4 protein-coding genes are annotated in these 7,286 nt (G+C 38.1%); all 4 read left to right on the top strand.

Annotated features, from left to right (window positions below; all coding sequences use genetic code 11):
- The coding region (locus HT734_RS09505) for an LPXTG cell wall anchor domain-containing protein (RefSeq protein ID WP_240151648.1) at nucleotides 1-405 on the top strand (405 nt) is incomplete at its 5' end.
- A gap of 569 nt (nucleotides 406-974) precedes the next feature.
- Nucleotides 975-6,371, top strand: coding sequence for a Rib/alpha-like domain-containing protein (locus tag HT734_RS08130; protein ID WP_173308494.1), 5,397 nt, complete (start codon nucleotides 975-977; stop codon nucleotides 6,369-6,371).
- 19 nt (nucleotides 6,372-6,390) lie between these two features.
- On the top strand, nucleotides 6,391-7,095 hold the full coding sequence (locus tag HT734_RS09650) for a hypothetical protein (protein ID WP_345890457.1): 705 nt from the start codon (nucleotides 6,391-6,393) through the stop codon (nucleotides 7,093-7,095).
- Nucleotides 7,086-7,286, top strand: a 201-nt coding sequence (locus HT734_RS09610) for a hypothetical protein (protein WP_173308496.1), incomplete at its 3' end; no start/stop codon positions are given. The genes HT734_RS09650 and HT734_RS09610, both read left to right, overlap by 10 nt.

The raw sequence follows: 7,286 nt of genomic DNA, 5'->3' as shown, positions 1-7,286 counted from the left end.
GAATTACCAGAAGGTAAAGTACCAGGTACAGCTAAGATTACAGAACCAGGTCAACCAACAGTTGAAGTTCCTGATGTAACAACACCAGGTAAAGTCACACCATCAACACCAACAGATACAAATCCAGTTGCACCAGTGACACCTGATACGCCAGTCAAACCTGATACTAATGGAGATTCTGGTCAAGATAAACCGGCACCAGCTACTCCAACTCCAAATGCAGTTACTCCGAATGCAAATCAGGTAGATACTAAGACTACTGTTGATAATGGAGCTAAGTCAAATGATTCTCAAAATGTATTGCCAAATACAGGAACAGAATCAAATGCGGCTCTTGCATCTCTAGGACTTCTTGGACTATTGAGTGGATTTGGACTTGTAGCTCGCAAGAAAAAAGAAGACTAAACATTTAGTCAGAATATGAACTGTTCATTGTTAAGTGGACAATGAATGGAAAAGATTAAACAACGGCTTTGTTCCTCGTTTTAAGAGGTACAAGGCCGTTGTTGTGTTTTTGGAAAGTAGATGCTAATCTTTGTACTAAGAAGCTCTCAATTGGATACGCTATTAATTGGGATATGGAGTGAGTCATTTGTTACCATTAAATTTTTTAGGTGATTATTTTTTACTATTAAAAATGACGATGAATTATCTGATACGATAGGTGGTTACAGATTTATTTTAAAGCTAGAGAGTTTGTTGTATTCAAAATATAACATAATAACATTTTGTGTATAGTTAAACAATTTATCCTTTATTCTATGGAATAAAACAGTTTTGTCTTGTGTAAATATATTAAAAATGGTATAATCGAGCTGTGATAGCTGTGATAGCTGTGATAGCTGTGATAGCTGTGATAGCTGTGATGTGTAAACATGCTCATCATAGTAGGCTTCATGGGTGCGTTACTATAAGAAGTGTAGCCATGAAGAATACTTTTAATTTGATTTTGTGTTTTAACATAAGGAGGAACAATGGAAAATAAGTCAAATTCGCTCAATAGAATAAAGCGCCAGCAACGTGAAAAAGTTTTGCGCTTTTCTATTCGTAAATATAGTTTCGGTGCGGCTTCAGTTGCTGTTGCAGCGCTGATGTTTTTGGGTGCCCGCGTTGCGAGTGCGGATAGTCTAGTTGACAAGACTTCACAACTTAATGCGGGTGTAGTAAACCCTAAAGATGAGGCCAAGTTGCCTCAAGAGAGTACAGACACTACTGAAAAAAATGTAGACGCAGAAAATCAAGCGCTTACAACTGCTACACCTGGCGCGTCTACAGTTGATAAAGCCAAGTTGAAAAAAGTAGTTGAAGAATTAAATGTTCTTCTTTCAACTAAATTAAACCTTGACGAGTCAGTAGTATCGCCTGTTACAGACAGACTTCAAAAAGGGAAAGAAGCCCTAGAAAGTTCTGAGCTAGCTCAAAAGGATATCGATGAACTTGTAGAACTCTTGTCTAAAGATGTGACAGTCGTATCAGCTGCTAAGGAAGCAACTGAGGTTCAAGTTGATAAACAAGCAGATAAAACTGAGAAGCCAGCCGACAATCTAGCAAGTCAAACTTCTCCTGAAGTAAGCGCCAGCGAAGAGAGTCAAACTGTATCAGCTAAAAAAGATACTTTGAAAGTATCTGTAGATCAATTGCAGGCAGCTGTTTTGGAATTGCCTGAGCAGGAGACTAGCAAAGAAGTTCTTGAAAAAGCCAATGAACTATTGGGCTTGGCTCAAGGTGTTCTTGAAAATACAACAGTTTCTCTGAACGATGTTGAAGATATGACAAAACGTGTGAAGAGAATGTTTAACTCTGTTAAAAACGCTACAACACGTTTGACTTCAGGTGCTCGTGACTCACGTAATGGCAAGAGCATGGGTCAAGGAACAAGTTTTAGAGCAAATGGTCAGATTAGTTCAGGAGCCTTAGCAAATATTAAATATTTTGCTTCTGTTGACCCTAACAAAAACGGAGGCAGAAGAACTCGAAATAATGAGCCTGAATTAACATTAAATAAAACAGATATCAAAGCCTACTACATGGAAGATAGTCAAGGTAAATGGATTGTCTACGATGTGTTCTTCAATAACGATGGACATAAGATGACAGAGAACACTTATCAACAACACTATTACTTCCAAGCGCCATTTAATATCATGGATCCATCTAATACGGTAAAGGATTTAACATTTACTCGTTATCGTAATACTGGAGGTAGAAGACTTTCTGATGGTTTCCAAGGATTCGAACAATATGGTAATACTGCAACAATCACAAATCCATGGAGTCAGCAATATCGTATTTTTAATGCTGATAGAGATACGTTTTATGATCCAAATTCAGGGGTGACTCGTAATAATCAAAGATGGGATGTATTTAAATATAACCAAGATGATCCTACTCTAAATCAACTTACTAAAGATAAAAATGGTAATTATCCAGGACTATCTTATTATCTAGGGGTAGATGTCAGAAGAGAAAGTACCGATTATGCAATGCATATGCATGCGAAGATTAAGTTGAAAAATAATATTACTGAAGCAGAGGCGAATGCTTATGGTCGTGCATATGCGGCATCCGTAACAAAAGCATCTGGAACTAGCTACTCATATATTATGGGGGCAACAGGTACTCGTTTACAAAATGATCCAGATGCACCTAAAGATCCAATTAAAGGTTTAACAGTTACAAAAACAGTAGGAGATAATGCAGGAGATCCAATCAACCCTGTATCTTCAGGTTATGTTACACATAAAAATGGAAAATCATTCCCTGCAGGTATGAACTGGACTTGGAAAGATAATAATTCACCAAGTACAGCACAAGCCGGAGTATTCAAGTATAAATCTATTGCAACTTATAAAGATGGTTCTAGTTCAGAAGATAAAAATTCAGGTTCAGATGGAACAGTTACATTAAACGTTAAACCAAAACAACCGATTATTACACCAAATCTTGAACATAAAAAAGGCTTACCAAATCAACAAATTACTGTAAATGTTGGAAACGGAGTACCGAACAATTCTAAAGTTAATATTTACGATGGTGATAGAATTATCGGAACTGGAACAACTAATGGACAGACTGCTACAGTTACAGTTAAAGAACCTTTACCAGGAAAACCACTTAAAGCTGAAACAGTAGTTACTAATAGTAATGGAACAGTAACTTCTGATAAAAGTAACCCTGTTACTCCAACAGAAGCACCAGATAACCAACCACCTACATTAACAATCTCACCAGCTAGCCAAAACGTAGTAGAAGGTCAACAAGTAACCTTCACAGTAACAGCAAGAGACGATAAACATGTTAATTTTGATCCTAGTGATTTAACAACGAAATATAGTAGTAGACTTATTACAGGGAATGTATCTGCAACTCCATTAACAAACACGGATACTGAACAATCAAGACGAATTACAATTACAACAACTGCAGAAGATGTTGGTAAAACGAATACGATTACATTTAAGGCTACTGATAATGCAGGTCACGCAGCTAAACCAGTAACATTTACTTTCACTGTAACATCTCGTGATAAGATAGCACCAACAATTACAGCAGCAGATGCTACAGTAACTAAAAACGAACCAATCACGCCAATCCCTGTGACAGCTGTAGATAATCCAGGTGGAGTTGGAATGCGTGATAATAATCCAATTGAGGTAAGCAATTTACCACAAGGATTAAAATATGAAAATGGCAAAATTACAGGAACTACGAATGCTAAAACAGGATTCTATACTGTAAAAATTAAAGCATATGATAAAAATAATAATTCTTCAGAAAAAACAATAAGAATTACTGTTCAAGAGCAAGCTAGCAAATATAATCCGACAGGAGACACGTTAACTGTAAACCAAGGTCAGCCAATCACAGATGATGCAGTAAAAGCAAAAGTGAAGAACTATGCACCAGGAACATTAACGGTAGAAAGCAAACCAACTTCAACTGCAACAGCAGGAAATGCAGGAAATGCGGTTGTAAAAGTAACCTATTCAGATGGATCAAGTGATACTGTAAATGTACCAGTTACAGTAAAAGACGTAACAGGACCAACAATCACAGCCAATGATACAACTGTAACTAAAAACGAGCCAATTACTCCAATCCCTGTAACAGCTGTAGATAATACAGGTGGTGTTGGAATGCGTGATAATAATCCAATTCAGGTAAGCAATTTACCACAAGGATTAAAATACGAAAATGGTCAAATTACAGGAACTACGAATGCTAAAACAGGATTCTATACAGTACGAATCACAGCATACGATAAAAACAATACGCCATCAACCAAAGCAATCAGAATCACTGTTCAAGAGCAAGCTAGCAAATATAATCCGACAGGAGACACGTTAACAGTTAACCAAGGTCAGCCAATCACAGATGAAGCAGTAAAAGCAAAAGTAACAAATTATGGCCCTGGAACATTAACGGTACAAAGTAAACCAACTTCAACTGCAACAGCAGGAAATGCAGGAAATGCGGTAGTTAAAGTTACATATCCAGATGGATCAAGTGATACTGTAGATGTACCAGTTACAGTAAAAGACGTAACAGGCCCAACAATTACAGCAGAAAGCGCAACAGTAACTAAAAACACACCAATTACACCAATCCCTGTAACAGCTGTAGATAATCCAGGTGGAGTTGGAATGCGTGATAATAATCCAATTCAGGTAAGCAATTTACCACAAGGATTAAAATACGAAAATGGTCAAATTACAGGAACTACGAATGCCAAAACAGGATTCTATACAGTACGAATCACAGCATACGATAAAAACAATACGCCATCAACCAAATCAATCAGAATCACTGTTCAAGATCAGTTAGCAGGAACAGCAACAGGAAAAACTGTCCCAGAAAAAACACCAGTCCCAGCAAATACTAAGGTAGTAACACCAAATAGACCAGGTACAACGATTACAACAGATAAACCAGTAAATGGTTTAACAGTTGATAACGGCGGAAATCTAGTAGGAACACCAACAGTAGACAATTGGAAACCAAAAGAAGAAGAACGCACAGTCGAAATTCCAGTTAAACTGAAAAATGGCCCAGAAGAAGCTGTAGTCAAAGTTCCAGTTAAAATTCAACGTGATACAGATGGAGACGGTATTCCAGATGTGACTGATCCAGACGATGACAATGATGGAATTCCAGATACAGAAGATGCAACTCCAAAAGTAGCAGATAAATTAACAGGAACAGTAACAGGAAAAACTGTCCCAGAAAAAACACCAGTACCAGCGAATACTAAGGTAGTAACACCAAACAAACCAGGTACAACGATTACAACAGATAAACCAGTAAATGGTTTAACAGTTGATAACGGCGGAAATCTAGTAGGAACACCAACAGTAGACAATTGGGAACCAAAAGAAGAAGAACGCACAGTCGAAATTCCAGTTAAACTGAAAAAAGGTACAGAAGAAGTTGTAGTCAAAGTTCCAGTTAAAATTCAACGCGATACAGATGGAGACGGTATTCCAGATGTGACTGATCCAGATGATGACAACGATGGAATTCCAGATACAGAAGATGCAAATCCAAAAGTAGCGGATAAATTAACAGGAACAGTAACAGGAAAAACTGTCCCAGAAAAAACACCAGTCCCAGCAAATACTAAGGTAATCACACCAAACAAACCAGGTACAACGATTACAACAGATAAACCAGTAAATGGTTTAACAGTTGATAACGGCGGAAATCTAGTAGGAACACCAACAGTAGACAATTGGGAACCAAAAGAAGAAGAACGCACAGTCGAAATTCCAGTTAAACTGAAAAAAGGCACAGAAGAAGTTGTAGTCAAAGTTCCAGTTAAAATTCAACGTGATACAGATGGAGATGGCATTCCAGATGTGACTGATCCAGATGATGACAACGATGGCATTCCAGATGAGGAAGAAATCACAAATGGAACAGATCCTAAGACACCAACAACTCAAACTCCTACAATCGAAATTACTCAACAACCAAATGGAAATGCGATTGTAACACCTAAGAAACCAGATGGAAAACCATATCCACCAGGAACTAAGGTAGAAATCCCAGGTAAAGATAAGGATCACCCAATCACAGTAACAATTGGTGACAATGGATCAGGTGAAGTACCAAATGACAAACTTCCTAAGAAAGCTGTTCCAGGAAAAGGAACAGTAACAGAACCTAATAAGAACCCATCAAAACCAGTAGATGTAACAACACCAGCTCATAAGACACCAAAACTAGAGTTGGATCAAGATCCTGAGACAGGTGACGTAACAGTAACACCGAAGAAACCAGATGGATCACCATTCCCATCAGGAACTAAGGTAGAAATTCCAGGTGAAAATGGTCCAATCACAGTAACAATCGGNNGAATTACCAGACGGTAAAGTACCAGGTACAGGTAAGATTACAGAACCAGGTAAACCAACGGAAGAAGTTCCAGTTGAAACACCAAGTAAGATAATACCAGGTGCTCCAACAACAGAACAACCAGTTGAGATTGAAATTAATCAAAAACCAAATGGTGATGCAGTAGTAACGCCTAAGAAAGAAGATGGAAAACCATACCCATCAGGAACTAAGGTAGAAATCCCTGGTGAAGATAAAGATGGAAACCCAATTACAATCACTGTTACGATTGGCGACAATGGTTCAGGTGAAGTACCAAATGACAAACTTCCTAAGAAAGATATCCCAGGAAAAGGAAAAGTAACAGAACCTAATAAGAAACCATCACAACCAGTAGATGTAACAACACCAGCTCGTAAGACACCAACACTAGATGTTGAACAAGATCCTAAGACAGGTGATGTAACAGTAACACCGAAGAAACCAGATGGCTCACCATTCCCATCAGGAACTAAGGTAGAAATNNNNAACAGTGAATTACCAGAAGGTAAAGTTCCAGGAACAGGTAAGATTACAGAACCAGGTAGACCAACAGAAGAAGTTCCAGTTGAAACGCCAGCTCATAAGACACCAACACTCGATGTTGAACAAGATCCTAAGACAGGTGATGTAACAGTAACACCGAAGAGACCAGATGGTTCAACATTCCCACCAGGAACTAAGGTAGAAATTCCAGGTAAAGATAAAGTCCAATCACAGTAACAATCGGTGAAGACGGAAAAGGTAAAGTACCAAACAGTGAATTACCAGAAGGTAAAGTTCCAGGAACAGGTAAGATTACAGAACCAGGTAGACCAACAGAAGAAGTTCCAGTTGAAACGCCAAGTAAGATAATACCAGGTGCTCCAACAACAGAACAACCAGTTGAGATTGAAATTAATCAAAAACCAAAT

This window comes from Streptococcus sp. k-90 (genome assembly GCF_013277565.1).
Classification (GTDB): domain Bacteria; phylum Bacillota; class Bacilli; order Lactobacillales; family Streptococcaceae; genus Streptococcus.
Note: the sequence above shows the minus strand (reverse complement) of the source record. Positions and strands in the feature narration are given on the sequence as shown.